13 protein-coding genes and 1 pseudogene are annotated in these 17492 nt (G+C 71.6%); 11 read left to right on the top strand and 3 right to left on the bottom strand.

Annotation, left to right across the window (positions count from 1 at the left end; all coding sequences use genetic code 11):
- Window positions 1–2: 2 nt before the first annotated feature.
- Genes HS104_08970 through HS104_08955 form a run of 4 tightly spaced genes read left to right on the top strand, consistent with a single transcriptional unit; the run spans window position 3 to window position 4725 of the window.
- Window positions 3–1223 carry a hypothetical protein gene (locus HS104_08970; GenBank protein ID MBE7480101.1) on the top strand — a complete coding sequence of 407 codons (1221 nt, stop codon included), beginning with the start codon at window positions 3–5 and terminating at the stop codon, window positions 1221–1223.
- A 44-nt stretch (window positions 1224–1267) separates the two neighbouring features.
- Window positions 1268–2866 carry an amidase gene (locus HS104_08965; GenBank protein MBE7480100.1) on the top strand — a complete coding sequence of 533 codons (1599 nt, stop codon included), beginning with the start codon at window positions 1268–1270 and terminating at the stop codon, window positions 2864–2866.
- A gap of 3 nt (window positions 2867–2869) precedes the next feature.
- The gene (locus HS104_08960) at window positions 2870–3271 is read left to right on the top strand and encodes a hypothetical protein (protein MBE7480099.1); all 402 of its coding nucleotides are present in this window, start codon (window positions 2870–2872) and stop codon (window positions 3269–3271) included.
- Window positions 3268–4725, top strand: a complete 1458-nt coding sequence (locus HS104_08955) for a hypothetical protein (protein ID MBE7480098.1) — start codon at window positions 3268–3270, stop codon at window positions 4723–4725. The genes HS104_08960 and HS104_08955 overlap by 4 nt, the downstream gene beginning before the upstream one ends.
- Here HS104_08955 and HS104_08950 read toward each other — a convergent pair whose 3' ends face one another.
- Complete coding sequence (locus tag HS104_08950; GenBank protein ID MBE7480097.1) at window positions 4726–5184, bottom strand: FixH family protein; 459 nt, start codon at window positions 5182–5184, stop codon at window positions 4726–4728.
- A 58-nt stretch (window positions 5185–5242) separates the two neighbouring features.
- Between HS104_08950 and HS104_08945 the strand changes: the two genes are divergently transcribed.
- From HS104_08945 to rimO, 6 genes are all read left to right on the top strand, one after another.
- Window positions 5243–6430: a hypothetical protein gene (locus HS104_08945; protein MBE7480096.1), complete on the top strand. Its 1188-nt coding sequence runs from the start codon at window positions 5243–5245 to the stop codon at window positions 6428–6430.
- 21 nt (window positions 6431–6451) lie between these two features.
- Window positions 6452–6883 carry a hypothetical protein gene (locus tag HS104_08940; protein ID MBE7480095.1) on the top strand — a complete coding sequence of 144 codons (432 nt, stop codon included), beginning with the start codon at window positions 6452–6454 and terminating at the stop codon, window positions 6881–6883.
- A complete protein-coding gene (locus tag HS104_08935; protein MBE7480094.1) occupies window positions 6880–8403 on the top strand; it encodes a GMC family oxidoreductase in 1524 nt (507 codons plus the stop codon). Before HS104_08940 ends, HS104_08935 begins: the two co-directional genes overlap by 4 nt.
- A gap of 61 nt (window positions 8404–8464) precedes the next feature.
- Window positions 8465–9781, top strand: a complete 1317-nt coding sequence (locus HS104_08930; protein ID MBE7480093.1) for a dihydroorotase — start codon at window positions 8465–8467, stop codon at window positions 9779–9781.
- A complete protein-coding gene (gene carA, locus HS104_08925; protein ID MBE7480092.1) occupies window positions 9778–10905 on the top strand; it encodes a glutamine-hydrolyzing carbamoyl-phosphate synthase small subunit in 1128 nt (375 codons plus the stop codon). Before HS104_08930 ends, carA begins: the two co-directional genes overlap by 4 nt.
- 52 nt (window positions 10906–10957) lie before the next feature.
- The gene (gene rimO, locus HS104_08920; protein ID MBE7480091.1) at window positions 10958–12385 is read left to right on the top strand and encodes a 30S ribosomal protein S12 methylthiotransferase RimO; all 1428 of its coding nucleotides are present in this window, start codon (window positions 10958–10960) and stop codon (window positions 12383–12385) included.
- A gap of 1690 nt (window positions 12386–14075) precedes the next feature.
- Here the strand turns inward: rimO and HS104_08915 are convergent.
- Window positions 14076–14165 (bottom strand): annotated as a pseudogene (locus tag HS104_08915) (bacteriocin microcin).
- Between the two features lie 121 nt (window positions 14166–14286).
- Complete coding sequence (locus tag HS104_08910) at window positions 14287–14616, bottom strand: hypothetical protein (protein ID MBE7480090.1); 330 nt, start codon at window positions 14614–14616, stop codon at window positions 14287–14289.
- A 230-nt stretch (window positions 14617–14846) separates the two neighbouring features.
- Here HS104_08910 and HS104_08905 point away from each other — a divergent pair, with 230 nt between their 5' ends.
- The gene (locus HS104_08905; GenBank protein ID MBE7480089.1) at window positions 14847–17450 is read left to right on the top strand and encodes a hypothetical protein; all 2604 of its coding nucleotides are present in this window, start codon (window positions 14847–14849) and stop codon (window positions 17448–17450) included.
- Window positions 17451–17492: the final 42 nt, after the last annotated feature.

The following is a 17492-nucleotide window of genomic DNA, read 5'->3' as shown; positions in this document are numbered from 1 at the left end:
TCGTGCCGGATCGACCTCCGCTCAACCTGTGGCGGGTGGTGCTCGCGCTCGCGCTCTTGCCCGTCGTGCTCGGGCTGGATCGCTGGGCGTATTGGCTGAGCCGCAGCGTGCTCTGGCTGCACCTTCGCGACATCGGCTTGCCGATCTCCACGACCGGCAGCCTGATGACCACGCAGGCGACCCTGAACGCGTTCCTGGTCGTGGCCGGTGGGCTCGTCGCGCTGGGCACCGGTCCGGTGATCCCGCTGGTGGTCGGCCTCGTCCTGTCGGCGCTCGGCTACCTGGTGATCGCCGGCGGCCAGAGCCCCGGCGCGGTCTGGCTCGGCATCGGCGTCTTGGCCATGGGCCAGGGGCTGGCCAAGCCCGCCTGCTTCGCCATCGCGGCGGCGGAGCTCGGGCACCCGCGGGAGCAGCTCCGCGCGCTGGCGTTCGTGTTGCTGTACGCCGTCTTGAACGCCTCGGCGCTGAGCTCCGGCAGCACCGCGGGGCTCTTGGCCACCACCTTCGGCGCACGCGCGGGGTTCGCTTCCGCGGCGGGCGCGACCGGGCTCGGGGCGCTCTTCGCCATCGCGCTCGGCGTGGCCTGGCTCCTGACCCGCCGGAGCGAGCCGGCACCACCGGAGCCGCTCCGCACCGGCCGCGTCCTGCTCGGCGCCGCAGGCCTGGTCGCTCTCGGCGCCCCGTACTCTGCGCTCCTCACCGTCGTGTCTTCGACCAGCTTCTCGGCCACCGGCAGCACCTCGATGGCGTGGGTCACGGTGGTGAACCCCGGCATGGTGATCGCGACGTCGCTCCTGGTGATCCCGATCTTGACGCTGCTCCATCTCAGGGGCGTCGCGCTGCCTGCGCTCTTGGTGGTGGCGGTCGGGCTCTGCCTGGCGGCGCTCGCCGCGGTGCCGCTGATGCTGGCGCGCTCCAGCGTGGCCGCGGCGGCGATCTCCGAGGGCGCGCTGGGCGTGGCGGAGGTGCTGGTCGGCCCGTTCGCGATGGCCCGCGTGGTCGGCGACGTGCCGCGGCGCTTTCAGACGCTGGTCATGAGCGGCTGGTTCGTGGTGTCCGGCGCCGTGCCCATCGCGACCTCGTTCGTCACGCGGAGCTTCCCCAAGGCCGAGCTGATAGTGCTCGCGCTGGTCGCGCTCGGCGTGTTCGTGGCGGGCGCCGTCCTGCTCTTCACGGCGAAGCCGCTGTCGCGCTGGCTGTACGCGCCGGCAGCGGCCGACTGAGCAGGCTCGGCGCGGGGCTCGAAATGCTCTAGCCTCCCCCCGCCGTGGCAGAGACCCCCGATTCCTTGCGCGAACCGTCGATCGTGACGCGGCCCCGCGAGTGGCACCGCGCGAGCGTGCGCGAGATGGCCGAGGCCCTGGACAAAGGCGAGCTCACGAGCCAGGAGCTCGTGGGCGCGCACCTCGAGCGCATCGCCGAGGTGGATCGCGAGATCACCGCCTTCACCGAGGTGTTCCACGACAGCGCCCGGCGTGCCGCCGCGCAAGCGGACGAGGAGCGGCTCGCGGGCAAGCGCCGCGGCCCGCTGCACGGCGTACCGGTCAGCATCAAGGAGTGCTTCGACTTCGAAGGCCGCCCGACCACGCTCGGATTGCCGGCGCGCCGAGCCGCGCGCGCCGAGAGGGACAGCGCGATGGTGCGCGCGCTTTCCGACGCCGGCGCCGTGATCTTGGGCCGCACCAACGTCGCCCAGCTGCTGCTCGCGCTCGAGAGCGACAACCCCGTGTTCGGGCGCACCTCGAACCCGTTCAGCCCACGCCACAGCGCCGGCGGCTCGAGCGGCGGCGAAGCGGCGGCCATCGCCGCGGGGCTCTCCCCCTTGGGCTTCGGCACCGATCTCGGGGGCAGCGCCCGGGTGCCGGCGCACTTCTGCGGCATCGCCGGGCTCAAGCCCACGCCCGGGCGGCTGCCGAACCATGGCTCCCGCGGACCGCTGCCGGGGCAGACCGTGATCGCGCTGCAGACCTCGCTGCTCGGACGCAGCGTGGGCGATCTGGAGCTCGCGCTCGAAGCGCTGCCCGCGAGCGCGCTCGCTCACCTGGATCCAGCGGTGCCGCCGATCACGGACGCGCCTGGCAAGCCCCTGCGCGGCCTGTCGGTGGGGGTCTTCAAGGACAACGAGCTCCTGAGCCCCTCGAGCGCGCTGGTCGGCGCCCTCGAGCGGGCGAGCGACGCCCTGCGCGCGGCGGGTGTGACGGTCGTCCCGTTCTCGCCGCCGGGACTCGCCGAGCTGTTCTTCGACACCGCCGCGCTGTTCGGCGCGGAAGGCGGGCACGCCATGCTGGCGGCCCTCGGCAGTGGTCAGGTCGCGGAGTCGCTGCGCTCGCTGCACAAGCTGGTGCGCGCGCCGGGCGCGGTGCGCGCGGCGCTGCGCAAGGTCGCCGAGCTCTCCGGGGACAAGGAGCTCGCCCGGCTCATCGCCTGCATCGGCGAGCGGAGCGTGGGCGAGTATCAAGCCCTGTGCGAGCGGCTCGACGCGGCAAAGCACGTCATGCTCGAGGCCTGGCGCAGCGCCGGCATCGACGCGCTGCTCTGTCCCCCCTACGCCACGCCGGCTCTGCCTCACGGCCTCTCGGCGGACTTCCTGGTCGCTTCGTCGTATTGCCTACCCTGGAACGCCGTCGGCTTCGTCGCCGGCGTGGTCCCGGTCACGCGGGTCCACGGCGCCGAAGCGCGGCGCGATCGCGCCAAGGGTCAGCTCGGCCGGCTCGCGCGCCGCATCGACGAGCAGAGCGCGGGGCTGCCGGTCGGCGTGCAGATCGTGGCGCCGCCCTGGTGCGAGCGCACCGCGCTCGCGGTGATGAGCGCCATCGAGACGAACGTCTCCGGCGACGTGGACTTCCCCCGCACTCCGGTGTGGTGAGCGGTGAAGCGCCTGGCGTGCCTGCTCGTGCTCGTCGGCTGCTCGGAGGACGCCGACCCGCGCCCCGCCTGCCTCGGCGATCTGCCCGCGACCTGCGCGCCGCTCTACGCGCCGGAGTTCGATCAGATCTACGCCCAGACCCTGAGCAAGAAGTGCGCGACCTCCGGTGGAAGCTGCCACGGCCCGGCCGGAGACAAGGGCGGGCTGACCTTCGCCGACGCGGATGGCTCTTTTGCCGAGCTCACCAGCGAAGGCCGAATCGTGCCCGGCGATCCCGCCTGCAGCGAGCTGGTCGTGCGCCTGGACGCGACGGGTCATGCTTGGAGCATGCCTCCGGGCAAACCCCTCTCGAGCGGCGAGCGCTGCGCCATCCGCACCTGGATCGCCCAGGGAGCCGAGCGGTGAAGCGGGCGCTCCCGCTCCTCGCGCTCTCGGTCGCCGCCTGCGGCGACGACGCCGAGGTGGCGCAGAAGGCCCTCAGCCGTGCCGAGCTCATGAGCCCGGAGACCTGCAAGGGCTGCCACTCTCGCCACTACCAGGAGTGGTCCGGCAGCATGCACGCCTACGCCGCCGAAGATCCGGTGTTCCGCGCCATGAACCGCCGCGGGCAAGAAGAGACCCAAGGGGCGCTCGGCACCTTCTGCGTCAATTGCCACGCGCCCATGGCGGTGCGCGAGGGCGCGACCGCGGACGGCCTGAACCTGGACGAGCTCGACGCCTCGCTCAAGGGCGTCACCTGCTACTTCTGCCACAACGTGGTCGAGGTCCAGGGCAGCCACAACGCGCCGCTCCGGCTGGCCAACGACACCACGCTGCGCGGCGGCATCGCGAACCCCACACGGAATTCCGCGCACGGCTCGAAGTACTCGAAGCTCCACGATCGCGAGGCGCTCGAGAGCGCGAGCCTGTGCGGCGCCTGCCACGACATCGTCTTGCCGTCACCACCGGCGCCGGCGCCGGTCCACCTGGAGCGCACCTTCGCCGAGTGGCAGGGGACCGTGTTCAATCGACCGCCGTCCCAGGGCGGCCTGACCTGCGGCGGCTGCCACATGACCGGGCGGGACGACGTCGCCGCCGACGTCGATGGAGTGCCGCTCCGGCGCGTACACGCCCACACCTGGCCCGGAGTGGATCGGGCCATCACCGACTTCCCGGAGCGCGCGGCGCAGCAGGCGCTGATCGAGCACGAGCTCGACCAGACGCTGCGCTTCGAGCTGTGTGTGCGCCAGCTGCCGGGCGTGGCGTCCTTGCACGTCACGCTGGAGAACGTCGCGGCTGGCCACCATTTCCCGAGCGGTGCTGCGCAAGACCGCCGGGTCTGGGTCGAGATCGGCGCCTGGTCTGGCAGCAGCTTGCTCTACGAGAGCGGGGACGTGCCCGTGACCGAGGCCGTGACCAGCGACCCCGATCCCGCGCTCTGGCTGCTGCGCGACAGAGCGATCGGGGCGGACGGCAAGGACGCGCACATGTTCTGGCAGGTGGCGGAGCTCGAACCGAGCACCATCCCGGGCCCCGTCAGCTTCGACCCCAAGCACCCCGACTACTTCATCACGCACCTCTCCCACCGCTACCCCGCCGGGAGCGAGCTCATCGCCGGCGCGCCGGACCGCGTCAGCTTGCGCGTCCACATCGAGCCCATCGGCCGCGACGTGCTCGACGATCTGGTCCAGAGCGGACATCTCGGCGCCGCCGAGCGCGACGCGGTGGAGCGGCTCGAGCTGTTGCCGAACCGCGGCAAGGCGAGCGTGGCTCTGGAGTGGACGCCGAGCGCCGCGGCCACGCCGCCCCTCGGCTTTCAGAAGACCATCGACGCGGTGCCCGCGGCGTGTGTGACCTCCAGCGTGGCGAAGGCGAACTGATCAGCCCTCGACGCAGAAGGTGTAGACCACGCTGTCGCTCTGCCCACCGGGCAGGCCGACGTCGAGCGTGATCTCCCACTTGCCCGGCATCAGGAGGTTCACCGGGAACAGCTCGTAGCGACCGTCGCTCTTCGGGGTGACCACCGCCTGCACGCTGGTGCCGTGCCCGTGCTCGGGCATGAAGGGCGTGACCGTGACGGTCGCGTCCGAGATCGCCGCCCCGGCCGGGTCGGTCACGCGGATGGTCCAGCGATTGTCGCCCTTCTGCGGCGGCGCCGGATCCGCGGACTCCAGCGTGACCGTCAGCTTGCCGCTCTTGCCGGTCCTCTGGAGCCCGGCGCTGAAGGTGTCGCCGGCGCAGGAGGCGCCGCCTTGCCCGCCGCTGCCGCCGCTCTCGGACTCGTCGGAGCAGCCAGCGACGGAGATCACCGACAGGACGAGCAACAACGCCCAGCGCACGCGCGGAGCCTGACCGCTGGTCCTGGCTTCGTCAACCGGACCGACGTAATCTGCATCGATGCGGCAGTGGATTTCGGCGTGGTTCGGGCTCGCGCTCCTCTCGGCATACGCTTGTGGCGGCGAGGAGTTCAGCGCCGAGAGCAGCGGCGGCGCAGCCGGAAGCACAGTGGGCGGAGCGACGAGCGGTGGGGCCGGCGGGAGCGGTGGCGGCGCTGGGGCCGGCGGTAGCGCCGGCGCGAGCGGCGGCAGCGCGGGCTCCGGCGGCAGCGCGGGCTCCGGCGGCAGCGCGGGCTCCGGCGGCAGCGGCGGTCTGGACGCCAGCACCGGCGGCGGCGGCGGAGCGGACGCGAGCACCGGCGGTAGCACCGGCTGTCCCGCGCCGACCTCGCCGACGCTGCTCACCACGGCGACGCCGAACCCGGAGTACCCGGTCGTGTCCGGCGGCAACGTCTACTTCAGCACCGACCTCTCGATCATGCGCGTGCCGGTCGCCGGCGGGACAGCCGTCCCGCTGCACACGGACATCGCACCGACGCAAATCGAGGGCGTCGCGGTCGCCGGCACGGATCTGTACTGGGCAGATCAAGGCCGCAGCGAGCTCAGGCACGTCGACTTGAACAACAACCAGTTCACGGTCGTCACCTCCGGTCAGACCGGCATCCAGACCGTCGCGGCGGACTCGACGCACGTCTACTGGGCGTCCGACGTCGGCATCCGCCGCCGCGCCGGGGGTGGCAGCAACGAGAACCTCTACGCCTCCGCCGGCGCCTACGCCATCGCGCTCGGCGAGTCGGACGTGTTCTGGGTCACGCTCGCGGGCGGCGTCCACCGCGGCCCGAAGAGCGGCGGGAGCTCGCAGCCCCTCACGAACAAGGCGAACCCCCTGGGCGGCAACTGGAGCGCGGTGAGCATCGCGCTGGACGCGACCCACGTGTACTTCAGCGTGCGTACCCCGACCGGTACGGCGACGCCCCCCGACGCCGTGTATCGCGTTCCCCGCGCCGGCGGCGCGCTGGAGCAGGTGCTCGTGATCTCCGGCGCGGAGGGCATCGCGCTCTCGCCGACCTGCGTCTACATGGGCCACCGCGGTGTCAACGGCCGGATCTACGTACGCCCGAAGAACCTCACCGGCGGGGGCATCGTGAACCTCGGTGGCTTCCAGTACCCGCGAGGTTTGGCCATCTCGGGCGGCTCGCTCTTGATCGCCGACTCGATGGCCGGAACGGTTCAGCGAGCCACGCTCTGACCTGCTACATTCGCTGCCGCCTTGAACTGGTGGTCCTTCGAACGCCGCTGGCTCGCCGCCATCTGGGCGACCATCCTGCCGAGCGGCACCCCCGGCGGCCTCGCGCTCGGCGCGAGTGACGTGCCGCTCGACCGCTTCCTGGACCAGCTCATCGCCCTCGCGCCGGCCCGCGTCAGCTTCGGCGCGCGCGCCTGCGTCTGGCTTCTGACCTTCTGCCCGCTGCTGGTGCTGGGTCGCTTCGCGCTCTTCCCGAGCCTCGAGACCGAGGCACGCCTGGCGCTCCTGGACAAGCTCAGGTCGAGCGACGTGTACCTGGTGAGGGAGCTGCCCATCCTGTTCAAGATGCTGGGCGCGCTCGGCTACGCCGGCCTGCCGGAGGTGCAGCGCCAGATGGGGATCCCGCTCGACGACGACACCCCGCGGCCGGACTGGGCAGCGGAGCCGAAGCCATGAGCGGCGCCATCCTCGAGCTCCGGGACGTCTCCGGCAAGCCGCGCGTCCAAGACGCCGCCGACGTGGTCGTGATCGGCAGCGGCGCGGCCGGCGCCACGGCGGCGCGGGTCTTGACCGAGGCGGGCCTCGACGTGGTGTTGATCGAAGAGGGCGCTCACGTGAGCACCGCCGACCTGCAGAACGACATGTGGTCGAGCTTCAAGCAGGTCTGGCGCGACCTGGGCTTCCAGGTCGCGAACGGGCGTGCGCTCACGCCCATTCTGCAGGGACGCTGCGTGGGCGGCACCACGGCCATCAACGGCGCCATCATCCACCGCATGCCGGAGAAGATCTGGGCCCGCTGGCGCGACGAGTTCGGGCTGGGCGACGCCCTGCCCTACGCGGAGCTCGTGCGCATCTGGGACACCCTCGACCAGGAGCTCCACGTGGGCACCGCGCCGGAGGCAGTGCTCGGCCAGAACAACGCGCTGATGCGCACCGCCACCGAGCGCCTGGGCATCGCCGGCAACCTGATCCGGCGCAACGTGAAGGACTGCCAGGGCAGCGCCCACTGCAACCAGGGCTGCCCCACCGCTCGGCGCCAGAGCATGAACGTCTCGTACGTGCCGCGCTCCGTGGCGGCCGGCGCCCGCGTCTACGCCACCTGCACCGCGACCTCGCTCCTCACCCGGGGCGGGCGGGCCACCGGTGTGATCGGGCGCTTCCGCGATCCGCTGAGCGGCGAGAGCGGACCGGAGCTCCGAGTCGAGGCCCGCCGCGCGGTGTTCTTGGCCGCGAGCGCCATCCAGACCCCGCTGTTTCTGGCGCACAATCGCGTGGGCCGCGGCTCCGGCGTGCTGGGCAAGCGCCTGCAGGCGCACCCGGGCACGGCCGTGGTCGGCGTGTTCGACGCGCCGGTGAAGATGTTCCGAGGCGCGACCCAGGGCTACGAGAGCGTCCACTACTGGGACGAGCGCATGAAGTTCGAGACTGTCGCCATGCCGCCGGAGCTGGCCATGGCGCGCTTGCCCGGGCTCGGCCCCGAGCTGATGCGCGAGCTCGCCCGCTACGCCCACCTGGCGGTCTGGGGCGTGCAGGTGCGCGCGGAGGCGATGGGCTCGGTGCGTGCGGGCCTGTTCGGGGGCACGCACATCGAATACGACATGACCGATGCCGACATCCGCGTGCTCAAGCTCGGCGTGCGGCGACTGACGGAGATGATGTTCGCCGCCGGCGCCCGCGCGGTGCTGCCGGGCGTGCACGGTTTGCCGGCCTCGATCGCCAGCGTGGACGAGCTCCAGCCCATGTTCGACGCCGCCGACGACCCGCGCCTGTTCCACACCATCGCTGCGCACCTGTTCGGCACGGCGCTGATGGGCGGCTCGGCGTTCAACAGCGTGGTCAAGCCCAGCTTCGAGACCCACGATCTGCCCGGCCTGTACGTGATCGACTCCAGCGTGTTCCCGACCAACATGGGCGTGAACCCCCAGCACACCATCTCGGCCCTGGCGTGGCTCGCGGCGGAGCGTCTGGCCTCGTGAAAATCCCGGGTCCGCGCCGGCGGTACCCTGCCCTCGCCGGAGCGTGCTAAGGAGGTCCGCCGTGACGTCGCCAGTCGAGCTCCTGGTCGTGAAGAGCGTGCGGGCCGTCGATCCCGCTGCGGGTCTCGACGGCGAGGTGGATCTGGTGGTCGAGCACGGGCGCATCACCCGGCTCGGCAAGGGCGCCGGGCGCGAGGCCGCCGGGAGCGAGCGCGCCCGGGTGGTGGACGGCGCCGGCAAGTGGCTCCTGCCCGCCTTCGTCGATCTGCACGCCCACCTGCGCGAGCCGGGCCAGGAGTACAAAGAGGACATCGCCAGCGGGCTCGCCGCCGCGGCGGCCGGCGGCTACGCGCACGTGTGCGTGATGCCGAACACCAAGCCGGTGAACGACACCCGCGCCGTCACCGAGATGATGCTCAGGCGCGCGGCGGAGGTCGGCGGCCCGCGCCTGCACCCCATCGCGGCCATCACCATGGGGCAGAAGGGCAAGGAGCTGACGGAGATGGCCGAGCTCCGCGACGCCGGCGCGGTCGCGGTCAGCGACGACGGCGTGTGCGTGATGTCCAGCGCGGTGATGCGCCGCGCCCTCGAGTACGCCAAGACCTTCGACCTGCCGGTGATCCAGCACGCCGAGGACCACGAGCTCAGCGCCGGCGCCGACATGCACGAGGGCGCGGTGAGCGCGCGGCTCGGGCTGCGGGGCTGGCCGCGGGTGGCCGAGGACGTGATCGTCGCCCGCGACGTCTTGCTCGCAGAGTACACCCGGGCGCGCTACCACGTGGCCCACGCCTCGACGCTGGGCACGGTGCGCATCCTGCGCGAGGCCAAGAGCCGCGGCCTGCCGGTGACCGCCGAGGTCACGCCGCACCACCTCTTGCTGACCGACGCAGCGGTGATCGGCTACGACACGGCCTGCAAGGTCAACCCGCCGTTGCGCGAGGAGGCCGACGTGGAGGCGCTCCGCGCCGCGCTGGCCGACGGAACCCTGGACGCCATCGCCACCGATCACGCCCCGCACACCTCGCTGGAGAAGGACTGCGAGTTCTCCTTCGCGAAGCCCGGCATGATGGGGCTCGAGCTGTGCTTCGGCCTGCTGCTCGGCCTGGTGGGCAAGAACGGGCTCACGCTCGGGCGGCTGATCGACGCTCTGTCCACGCGCCCCGCGCGCATCGCCGGGCTCGACGCCCCCAGCCTGCGCGAAGGCGCGCCGGCGGATCTGGTGCTGGTCGATCCGGAAGCGCTCTGGACGCCGGAGCGCGGCAAGCTCCGCTCCAAGAGCGACAACACTCCCTTCCTGGGGCGAGAGCTCCGCGGGCGCGTGCTCGTCACGCTCGCAGACGGTCGCGCCGTGTTCGACGCCCTCGGTGACGCCCGATGAGCGCCACGCGCAAGGCCCACCTGGCCCTGGCCGACGGCACGCTGTTCGAAGGCGAAGCGTTCGGCGCCGACGGCAGCACCACCGGCGAGGTCGTGTTCACCACCGGCATGACCGGCTACCAGGAAGTGCTGACGGATCCGAGCTACACCGGCCAGATCGTCACGATGACGGCGCCGGAGATCGGCAACACCGGCATCAACGACGAGGACGACGAGGCCGTCGGCGGCCGGCCGCAGGTCTCCGGCTTCGTGGTGCGGAGCCCCAGCCCCGTCACCTCGAGCTGGCGCGCCAAGGGCAGCCTGGACGAGTACCTGGCGCGACACGGCGTGGTCGCCATCGGCGGCGTGGACACCCGGCGCCTGACCCGCCTGATCCGCGATCGCGGCGCGCAGAACGGCTGCATCGGCACCGAGCCCCCGGACGTGCTGGTCGAGCGCGCCCGGAGCGCGCCCAGCATGGAGGGCCTCGACCTCGCGGCGCGCGTCACGCCCCAGGAGCGCTACGAGTTCCAGGAAGGCTGCGGCGCCTGGAGCGCGCTCGGAGACGAACCGGCGGCGCAGGCGGAGCGGCCGCGCATCGTGGCCATGGACTTCGGCGCCAAGCGCAACATCTTCCGCTGCCTCGTCCAGAGCGGCTTCCGCGTCACCGCAGTGCCCGCCGCGACCAGCGCCGCCGACATCCTCGCCCTGTCACCCGACGGCATCTTCCTGTCCAGCGGCCCCGGCGATCCCGCCGCGGTCACCTACGCGGTCGCGACCATCCGCGAGCTCCTGGGCAAGAAGCCCATCTTCGGCATCTGCCTCGGCCACCAGCTGCTCTCGCTCGCCCTGGGCGGCCGCACCTACAAGCTCAAGTTCGGTCACCGCGGCCTGAATCAACCGGTCAAGGACCTGACCACCGGGCGCGTCGAGATCACCACGCAGAACCACGGCTTCGTGGTGGACATCGACTCGCTGAAGGGCCACGCGCGCTCGACGCACGTGCACCTGAACGACGGCACCAGCGAAGGCCTGGAAGCGCCGGAGGCGCGAGCGTTCAGCGTGCAATACCACCCCGAGGCCGCCGCCGGCCCGCACGACGCGCTCTACCTGTTCGAGCGATTTCGGCAGTTGGTCGCTGGCTGAGCTCCCTCCCCACTGGCCAATCCGCCCCCCGCGAGCTAAGAGCCGGGCGGCCTTGGCTCGCAAAACCATCCACTTCGTCTCGCTCGGCTGCCCGAAGAACCGGGTGGACAGCGAGGTCATGCTCGGCGTCGCCGAACGCGCGGGCTACCGTCACGTGCCCGACGCGGCGGACGCCTCGGTGATCGTGGTCAACACCTGCGGCTTCATCGACGCGGCCAAGAAGGAGAGCATCGACACCATCCTCGAGCTCGGCCGCCACAAGGAGAGCGGGAGCTGCCAGAAGCTGGTGGTCGCCGGCTGCCTCAGCCAGCGCCACCCGGACGAGCTGGCGGACGGCCTGCCGGAGGTGGATCACCTGCTCGGCTCGAGCGACATGCTCAAGCTCGAAGGCGTGCTCACCGGCAAGGCCGAGCGCATCCTGGTCGGTAGCCCCGCCGACTGGGTGGTGAAGGCCGCCGACCCGCGCACGATCTCGACCCGCGGCGCCAGCGCCTACGTGAAGATCGCCGAAGGCTGCAACCGCAAGTGCTCCTTCTGCGTGATCCCGGAGCTCCGGGGGCTTCAGCGCTCGCGCTCGGTGCGCGACGTGGTCGAGGAGGTGAAGCGGCTCGCAGACGCCGGCGTCCTGGAGGTGAACCTGGTGTCGCAGGACACCGTGGCCTACGGCCGCGACCTGCCGGGCGACCGCAGCCTGGCCCAGCTGGTCGAGCGCGTGGCGGCGGTGTCCGGCATCCGCTGGGTGCGCCTGTTCTACCTGTACCCGGAGAAGCTCGGCGACGAGCTGATCGAGCTCATCGGCCACCACGAGCGCGTCGTGCCCTACGTGGACATGCCGCTCCAGCACGCGGCGGACGCCATGCTCCGGCGCATGCGCCGCGGACACGGCGGCGCGCGCCTGCGCGAGCTGGTGAGCCGCCTGCGCGAGCGCGTGCCGAACCTCACCTTCCGCACCGCCTTCATCGTGGGCCATCCCGGCGAGAGCGAGGCGGAGTTCGAAGAGCTGTGCGACTTCGTGCGCTGGGCGCGCTTCGATCGCATGGGCGTGTTCCGCTATTCGGACGAGGAGTCGTCGAAGAGCTATCACCTGGCCGACAAGGTGCCGCCGCGGGTCGCCGCCTCCCGCGCCAAGAAGCTGATGGCCATCCAGCGCAAGATCAGCCGCGAGAAGCAGCGCGCGCTGATCGGGCAGGAGCTCACCGTGCTGGTCGAGGGCCCGAGCGAGGAGAGCGAGCTGGTGATGGTGGGCCGGCACGCCGGCCAGGCACCGGAGATCGACGGCCAGGTGTTCCTGTCCGGCGCCGAGGTGCGCCCCGGGCAGATGCGCCGCGTGCGCATCGAGCGCGCCACCGACTACGACTTGCTCGGCGAGGTCATCGACGAGGAGCCCAGCGAGCGCGCCCCGCGGCGGAAGCAACCGGGCGCGCCGGTCGTCCACCGCGAGAGCGACGGCCGCAAGGTCGGCCTGCGCGTCGTCACTTGAGGACGGTCACGAGCCGCGCTGCCAGCGCGTCCATCGCCGCGTTGTAGCCGTAGGCGCTGCCCGACGGGTTGGCGACGTCCTTGGGGCAGATGGACGCCACCACCGCCTGGTCACCGACGTCCTTCAGCACCTCGAGGTGGCGCGTGCCGGGATAGGCCTTGGCGAAGGCCTGGAGCTTCGAGTACTGACCGCTCGAGCCCTGGCAGAGTGGGTTGTCCTCAGTGTAGCCCGGGCCGACGTCGTCGCAGGAGCACGCTCCGCCTCCCGAGGAGCCGCAGTCCTTCGGCGTCGAGAGCGGGAAGATGCAGGCGTACTGAAGGTCGCCGTCGCCGGTATTCCACTCGTGCCCGTTGATCTTGCTCGCCATGGGTCCCGCGCTCGGGCCGGCGATCGCCTCGCCGGTGGCCGGGTTGTTCCCGTTCCGGGGCTTCGGGGACTCGACCATGAACGGATCGTCCGGTTGATCCGCCAGGTTCCAGCGCTTGCAGATGCTCATCGGGCGCGGCAGCTCGCTCGGGCTCACCGGCTCCTGACACTCCGGCACGAGCCAGCCCCAGCGACCCTTGGCGGCGAGCTCGCCGGCGCTGAGCAGCGACAGCTCGCTCGGAGAGGCGAGGGTCGCGTCGCTCGCCAGATCCTGCCAAGGCACACCGACGATGCCGACCAGGAACACGAGCCCCGGGTGCCGTCCGCCGGCGAAGAGCGGGTTCGGTACGCGCGCGCCGTTGCACTCGCCCAAGGACAGCGCGGTCGTGGTGCCCAGCCAGCTGTCGCAGATGGTCGGCTGCGTGAGCGCCTCGGCGTATTTTCTCGTCGGATACAAGAAGTCGAGGCCGAAGCGCCGCTTCTGCTCCCAGCAGCGCAGGTTCGGGTGGTCGCCCTGATCGTCCCATGCGCCCTTGCTGCACTCCGGATCGGCGCCGAGGGGCGTGCAGCCCGCTGGCGGCGCCGGCTCCGCGGCTTGGCACGAACGGCAGCAGGGGCTGTTTGGATCGGTCGCGCAGGCGCTGGTCGCGCGCGGCAGGTGGAAGGGGGTGTTGTTCGGGTTCGAGGTCTGCGCGGCGATCCAGTTGAAGCCGCCGTCCATGATGGAGCAGTCGTTCTCGTCCGAGAGCATCAGCACCACGACCGCGGAGTCGGGTCTTAGGAAGTCCTGGCGCTGCTTCAGCACGACCTGATCGACGCCGGTGACGGTCGCGACGTTGTCCTGCACCACCACGTCCTCCGGCGGTGAGGGATCGATCAGGAAGCGGTACCAGGCCTCGAGCGGTGCCTCGTAGCCGCAGCCGCTCTCGCCGACGGCCTCGATGTGGGCGATGAACTGCGTGATGAGCTTGGCTTGGTCGGTCTCGCCGCCGCCTTTGCCTGCGGGATCCCACCACAGGAAGCCGAGGCCTTGGTGGCTGTCGAGGCCCTGCCGCACGCTGGGCATCAGGCGCGCGTGGTCGTTCTGGGTCGGGTTGCCCGCCGGACTGTTCGGGCTGCACTGATCCCCGCCATGCCCGCCCAGGCTCGACGAGATCACGCCGATGTGCAGATCCGTCACCGGCTTGCCGCCGCCGTTGGGGCTCAGGAGCTGGTTCACCAGGCGAGGCACGGCTTCAGCCAAGATCGCCTGCTTGTCCGCCATCGAGCGCGAGTTGTCGACCATCAGGAGCAGATCGACCTTGTCCGTCGGTTGGAGCGGCGCGCCACCGCTACCGCCCAGGCCGCCGCTGCCGCCTGCGCCGCCCGCGCCGCCGGTGCCGCCACTGCCACCGGATGCTCCAGTTCCGTCGCTCGAGCTGTTGCCGCCGCAGCCCGCGCTCGCTAGCGCCGCCGCGAGCATCACCGCGCCCAACCCCGTTACGAGCTTCATGCTGACTCCTGTTACGCGCTCTCGGCGCGCGCTGCCCCCGGGCTCACTTCGGAACCTTGAACACGATCCCCGGGCTGGTCGTCGTGCCCACTTGATACCAGAGCTCGAGCTCGTCGCCGACGACGGCGGCGATGGCGAAGCGATAGTGCCCATCGGGGCCAGTGAACTGACCGCGGATCTCGCCGGTGCGCATGTTGGCGGCGAACACGGTGGCCTCCCCTTCGACGTAGCCGTCGAGGGTGACCATGCCCTGCTGGTCGGGGCCCTCGACCACCGGCTTGCTCGGCGGCGGCAAGGGCAGCGTGGGCGACAGGCAAGCGGTGGCGGCGAGCGAGAGCCCGATGAGCCAGCCGCGGCGCGAGAACCGTCGCATATCTGCCAACAGAGTAGCACGCCGCGTGCCACGCTGGGGCCTGGACAATGTCAGGGCAATGCCGCCAGACACGCCAACCGAGTTGTCGCTGCCGGCAACCGATTGGGCGCGGGCCTCGGGCATGGCTGCCGCTCCGGGAAGATGCTAACCGCGGGCTCGCGTTTTCTCGGGAGATGACGGTGGACAGCGGGCCGAGCGGCACAGCGCCAGCGCAGGCGGTCTCCCCGCGCGTGCCCGAGCTGCGTCCGTGGATGCGAAAGCTCGGCGGGCTCGCGCGCCCGCTGCCGTTCTTGATGGTGCTCGGCTGGCTCGTCGCACCCCGTGCCGCGCCGGCTCCGGCGCGCGCGGAGCCCGAGCGAGCCCGCGCGCTGTGCCTTGCCCTGGCAGAGCGAGGAATGAGCGCGGTCGCCGAGGAAGCGCACTTCCTCGATCCGGCGCCGGGGCGCCTGAGCGCAGGCGGCGGGCGCGTGCGTGCGCTGGTGCGCGCGCAGAGCGGGAGCGAGCCCGCGGACATCTGGCTCACCACCAGCCGCTGGTCACCCGAAGGGCGACTGCTCGAGCTCACCGGGCTCTACAACCTGAGCGACACTTCCGCGGTGGACGAGCGCGAGCTCACGGTGGACGGCCCGCGCGCGGCATGGGTGATCGGCAGCGACGGCAAGGCCTACACGCTCAAGCTCGCGGATCTCTCCGGCGAGCCGGTGCCGAGCGGCTGGTCGGCGCGCTCGCGCTGGCAGGCCAAGATCACCAACCTTCAAGAGACCGGACAAGCGAGCGGCGTCGGGCAGCGGAGCTTCCGCCTCGATCCGCCAGCGGAGCGCGCGGTCTTGAGCTTCGACGAAAACGCGCTCAACGCCGACGTGGACGGGCGCAAGATCCGCATCCCGACCTCGGGCGATCCGACCATCGAAGGCGCGCGCCACTTGATGGAGCAGACGCCGGAGAAAGGCCGTCCCGGCAACCTGGTCACCTGGGCCGTCGATCGCGTGCGCGCGCTGCCCTGGTTCGGCAGCGATCGCATGCAGCTCGTCAAAGCCGTCGCGTTCGAGGCCCTCGACGCCTTCGAGCGCGTGATGGGCGGAGTCACCGGTGACACCGGCGCCGAGCGCGTGAAGGAGGAGCTCGCCGGGCTCGAGGCAGCGCCGCTCGCGCCAGACCTTCCCGATCCCGAGACCGGTTGGCCCCCGGCGCCCATGGAACCGATGATCTCGCCGGCGCTCGAGGGCGAGGGCAAGTGGCGCCCGCTCGAGAAGGATCCGTTCATCCCCACGAATCCCGACGCGCCCGCGCCCTTCGTGCAGTCGTTCATCCGCACCGATCAGAAGCGCGCCTACAACCAGACCTGGGTGCTGGTCTGGGATCCGCGCCAGATCGCGCTCCACGCCATGAGCGGCACCCTCGAGCCGAAGAGCGCCACGGGCGAGACGGGCTCGGGCCTCGTGCCGCGCAAGCCGGAGGTGATGAGCCGGCTCGTCGGCGGCTTCAACGGAGGCTTCCAGGCGACGCACGGCGAGTTCGGCATGATGGCCGACGGCGTCACCTACCTGCCGCCGAAGCCCTACGCCGCCACCGTCGCGGAGCTCGCGGACGGCTCCACGGCGTTCGGCACCTGGCCCAACGACGAGAAGGTCCCGGACGACATCATCGGCTTCCGCCAGAACATGACGCCGCTGGTGATGGACGGCACCATCAACCCGTACAAGCGGAACTGGTGGGGCGGCGTGCCTCCGGGTTGGACCGACGAGAGCCGCACCACGCGCAGCGCGATCTGCCAGACCAAGGAGGGTTTCGTCGCCTACTTCTACGGCGCCAGCATCGACGCCGATCACCTGGCGCTGGCCATGCAGCGTGTGCGCTGCGTGTACGGCATCCACCTGGACATGAACCCGGGGCACACGGGCTTCGAGTTCTACCGCGCGGCGCCCGCGAACGAGCTGCCGTCCCTCGGACGCAAGCTCGACGCGCAGTGGGAGGCGGAGGGCGACGTGCGCGACATGCCCGGCTGGCGCTTCATGGGCCGGCGCATGCTGCGCTACATGGGCCTGATGAACTTCCCGCGTTACATCCAGCGCGAGTCGCGGGACTTCTTCTACCTGACGCTGAAGCACCTCGTGCCGGGCGCGAAGCTCGCGCCGCGCGTGACCCCCGCCGAGCCCGGCGAGGGCGAGTGGAAGGTCAAGGGCCTGCCGCAGCACGGCTGGCCCTACGCGGTCGCGACGACCTGGCTGCGAGCGGAGCCGAGCCGCCCGGACACCAAGCTCACCATCCTGAAGCTCGACCCCAAGGCGGTGCGCCCCGAGAAGCCAAGCGAAGCGGACCCGCAGGTCGTGATCGCGTTCCCTCGCGCCGGCGAGCAGGGACCCGGACTGTGGCTCGGGCCCGCGGGCTTCGCGGTAGGCCCGACTGGCCCGGACGGTGCCGTCGCGGTGGCGCGCGGGCTCTCCACCCGCGGCCCGGACGCGCTGGCCGCCCTCGGCATCGACGGCGCGGGCATGCTCGCCTACGTCGAGGTCACGAGCGGACGCGACGCAACGCGGGACGGGGAGCTGCTCGACTCCGTGCTCGACTCGCTCGGGGCCAAGCCGCGACTGTACTTATCGAAGCCGCTCGGCCTGGCGCTCGGGGGCGATCGCGACCTCGGCGGTCGCGCCCTCACGGCGGGGCCGGACGCGCTCCGGCTGGTGCGGCGGCCTTCGCCGGGGGCCACTCGGATCTTTCCGGACACCCCGGTCGTTCCGGTCAACGTCTGGTACCCGCTCCAGGCCAAGCGGGTGCGCTACTTCCCCAAGCCGAAAAAGGAAGAGAGCGAGGCCGGCGGGGCCGAAGCGGAGTGACATTTCTCAAAATCAGGGGCGGTTTGTGCCAGACTTCTCGCC

This window comes from Polyangiaceae bacterium, from assembly GCA_015075635.1.
GTDB lineage: Bacteria > Myxococcota_A > Polyangia > Polyangiales > Polyangiaceae > JADJKB01.
This window is presented reverse-complemented; position numbering and strand designations above follow the sequence as displayed.